This is a genomic window from Ferruginibacter sp. (assembly GCF_031430955.1).
In the GTDB taxonomy this organism is placed as follows: Bacteria; Bacteroidota; Bacteroidia; order Chitinophagales; family Chitinophagaceae; genus Ferruginibacter.
The window spans coordinates 1-2862 of sequence record NZ_JANPCM010000701.1 but is presented as its reverse complement, the minus strand read 5'-3'; the positions used below and the strand labels follow the sequence as shown (position 1 = coordinate 2862).

Here is a 2862-nt window from a genome sequence, read left to right as displayed (position 1 = left end):
GTGGCTCTGGCGTTATCATCCCAAAAGCCCGGCGAAAGAGAAAGTTGTTTGTCGTTGGCTGTTTTAGCTTCCCGGTTTTCTACATCAAAGAAATCTCTTCAAAACCACTGTACGGTCTCTCAGAGCCTTTATCTGTTCTATTGTCATGCTGCAAAAATAAGAAAGAGTTGGTTATGAATTTGAAAGAAGAAGAATAAAAATTTTGGTGCCGAACTTTATAAATACTAATAAACTTCAGTGGTCTGGCTTTAGGCGAGACACTCTTCAACAGTATAACTTTATTCAACTTTTATTATGGAGTAGATTGTACTTACAAATAAAAATCCCGTAAACAAAATAAAAATTTTGCCTACGGGAAAGTATAATTTTAGAAATTTATTTAAATGCTGCTACAACAGAAATTTTAGGGTCTGTTGAAACTTTACCTGCACCAATAGCAGGGCCGTTAATACCATAGTCGGCTACTTTAACACTAAAGTCTGATGTGGTGGTAATAGTTTTTCCGCTTACAACAACAGATGCAGTTGTAGTAACAGGTTTTGTTACGCCATGCATAGTAAGGTTTCCTTCTACAGTGGCCCTGTAAGTGCCATCTGTTTTAAAATTAACTTTGCTCAAATTGGTAATTTTACCTTTAAAAGTTGCTTTAGCAAATTTGTCAGAATCCATCCACATTGCACCATTAAAGTGCTCTTGCATTTTTGGATTAGAGAAAGAGAAACTTTTTACTATTGCTTCGAAAGCTATTTCACCGCTTTTTGTATTAAGGCTTGCAACTGCTGTTTTATTTTCAGCTTTTGGTAATGCATCCAATGTAGTCGTAGCATCAAAATTAATTGTAGCAGATGTAGTAGTTCTTTTCTTTTGACTAAAAGAAACAGCCGTGAAAGCTACTAATGACAAAAAGATAATTGTTTTTTTCATGTGTTTGATTTTATATTTGTTTTAAAAATTTGTTTGTTTATTTATAGCAGAACGAATAAAGTCTATCTTTTTTACTTCCAAAATCTCATTATATATCCCACCACTACACGAGCCTTTAATAGAAACACTGTCACCTTCCTTCATTTGTTTGGCTTCTTTTAAATGCTGCTGCTGAAATGCAAAAATGATAAAATTACCAGTTGCCGTATCAATCATTTTTATATTAATGGTAGTATCCGCCGCTTCAGCTTCACTCACCCTGCCATTAACAGTAATTATTTTTTCGGCATATTTTATATTTGCCAGGCTGTCATTCTTTTCAAACTCACCAATAAAATCCATTGCATTTACTGTAAAGGCTGCTTTACGTTCTTTAGTATCAGTAAATTTTTCATTAAAAATAAACCATACTGCAATGGCACCAGCCAGCAACAGTATAAATCCACCAATTAGTATTCTTTTAACCCAGGAAGTTTTCTTTTTTACAGTAATCATATTATTTAAAAAAGTAAAAATAAAGGAAAATATACAATGTTTAAACATTATTTATTAAAAATTTCCTTGCTTCACCTGTATAGAATCAAATAAAATTCATTTTTTAACTTAACTCCAACAGTATTCGCCTCCTGAAAGTAAATTTAAAAAAAATGAAATGTGCATAAAAAAGTGCAAAACGGGTGCATAAAACCAGCCTTAAAAATTTGGAAACTGGTAGATTAATATTGTACTTTTAGTTAAGAATTGAGAAGCGAAATACCATAAAAAGTAAAGAGTTACTCAAACGAAAGCATCGGGTTAGTAAGATACAGGTTTAAGCAATTAAACAGGTAGAAACAAAACTTGATGCTTTTTTTATTTTATTACTTTCAGCATAAATTACTAAAATTGCGTTTATAAATAATTTATGCCTTCAACACCTCACCGTTACTTTGTTCTTTACAAGCCTTTTAATATGGTATCGCAATTTATAAGCTCACACCAGGTGGGTTTGCTGGGCGACTTAAACTTTAATTTCCCCGACGGAACTCATGCCATTGGAAGATTAGATAATCATTCCGAAGGGTTATTACTTTTAACTACCAATAAAAAAATTACCCGTTTATTATTTTTAAGTGATACTCCTCACCAAAGAACCTACTTAGTTCAAATTAACAATGTAATAAGCCCGGAAAATTTACAAAGATTAAGAACCGGGGTAAGCTTTAAAATAAAAACAGGCATTATGTACACTACTTCGCCTTGTGAAGCAGTGGAAGTGGAAAATCCAGAAACGTTTTGCATATTGGAGCCAAGGCTTACTGGTTATCCGCCTTTTACCTGGCTTTTAATAACCATTACCGAAGGTAAATACCACCAGGTAAGAAAAATGATTGGTGCAATTAAACACCGCTGTAAAAGATTAATACGTGTGGGTATTGAAGACCTCGAACTGGGTAATTTAGAACCAGGAAAAATAAAAGAAGTAGATGAAGAAGAATTTTTTACAAAACTCAATATTATTAATTAACAGAAAATTAATTTTATATAGTCCGGCATATTAAAATTTTTGCACAATTTCGTTACAATAGTTGTTTTAAAAAGAAATGGCATTGAAATTGTAATTTTAAAAGCGACGATACGTCTTACACCTAAATCTTATCAAATGAAACTGGAGTTTTTTAAAAATATTCAATTCACCAAATTAATTAAAGCCGAAGGCAGGCTCAGGGAATTTAATTTTAGGAATCATTTGAGCCCTGTAAATAAAGATATATGCTCTATTAATGTAACTGACGACAGGGGCAACCGCATTATTTTTGAAATGCAAAAACAGGAAAGTGGCTGGAAAATAACCCAGAGTAAACTCCCTATGTGGATAATGGAAAATGAAAATAATTTCCAGGAAGTTATTGAAGAAGAATTAAAATAAAAATTAAAGAAAAACTACCAAACAAAACG

The 2862-nt window shown here is 32.4% G+C and carries 4 protein-coding genes and 1 pseudogene; 2 read left to right on the top strand and 3 right to left on the bottom strand.

The genetic code is table 11. The features are described 5' to 3' along the window. The 3 genes and pseudogenes from prfB to ACY65O_RS20025 all read right to left on the bottom strand — a co-directional run. Positions 1-147 (bottom strand): annotated as a pseudogene (gene prfB, locus ACY65O_RS20035) (peptide chain release factor 2); the annotation flags it as partial. Between the two features lie 228 nt (positions 148-375). Beyond that, positions 376-924, bottom strand: coding sequence for a YceI family protein (locus ACY65O_RS20030; RefSeq protein ID WP_462222631.1), 549 nt, complete (start codon positions 922-924; stop codon positions 376-378). Positions 925-945: 21 nt separating this feature from the next. Further along, positions 946-1419: an OB-fold protein gene (locus tag ACY65O_RS20025; RefSeq protein ID WP_462222630.1), complete on the bottom strand. Its 474-nt coding sequence runs from the start codon at positions 1417-1419 to the stop codon at positions 946-948. 409 nt (positions 1420-1828) lie between these two features. On the opposite strand from ACY65O_RS20025, the gene ACY65O_RS20020 reads away from it, so the two are divergent. Further along, positions 1829-2431, top strand: coding sequence for a pseudouridine synthase (locus tag ACY65O_RS20020; protein ID WP_462222629.1), 603 nt, complete (start codon positions 1829-1831; stop codon positions 2429-2431). Positions 2432-2470: 39 nt separating this feature from the next. After that, on the top strand, positions 2471-2833 hold the full coding sequence (locus ACY65O_RS20015; RefSeq protein ID WP_462222628.1) for a hypothetical protein: 363 nt from the start codon (positions 2471-2473) through the stop codon (positions 2831-2833). Positions 2834-2862: the final 29 nt, after the last annotated feature.

Excerpts from the sequence above, each read along its gene's own strand:
- ACY65O_RS20030 (WP_462222631.1), bottom strand. The coding sequence starts at position 924 with ATGAAAAAAACAATTATCTTTTTGTCATTAGTAGCTTTCACGGCTGTT.
- ACY65O_RS20025 (WP_462222630.1), bottom strand. The coding sequence starts at position 1,419 with ATGATTACTGTAAAAAAGAAAACTTCCTGGGTTAAAAGAATACTAATT.
- ACY65O_RS20020 (WP_462222629.1), top strand. The coding sequence starts at position 1,829 with ATGCCTTCAACACCTCACCGTTACTTTGTTCTTTACAAGCCTTTTAAT.